Annotated in this window: 1 pseudogene; it reads right to left on the minus strand. The window is 57.5% G+C overall.

What is annotated here, in order from left to right:
- Window positions 1–317, minus strand: a pseudogene (locus tag ACWGTO_RS33925) (integrase); the annotation flags it as partial.
- Window positions 318–381: the final 64 nt, after the last annotated feature.

Raw genomic sequence — 381 nt, forward strand, 5'->3', positions numbered from 1 at the left:
AGGCTGGAGCGTGCGTCGCTCATCAACTCGAACTGAACAGGTCGACCGGTTTTCTGTTGGATGACCATCGCGCGAGTTCGGATTTCCTGCCCCAGAACAAGGTTACCAATCTTGATCTTGACGAGATCGCAGCCGCGCAACTTGCTGTCGATCGCCAGATCGAAGAGCGCTCTGTCTCGCAGACGCCGTTCCCGATCGAGAAAGAAGCGTATCGCCCATATCTGTCGAGGTTTCAGAGGGCGTTTCGTTCCGACCTTCTTGCCTGCATTCCATGCCCGGCGATCGGAGGCGGTGAGATCGTAGCACGAGTGTCCCATTTCGTTCCTCCTTCGGCCATGATTGGCCATCGGAGAAAACGCCGGTAGACGGTTGCGGGGCCGA

The organism is Mesorhizobium sp. PL10 (genome assembly GCF_053714315.1).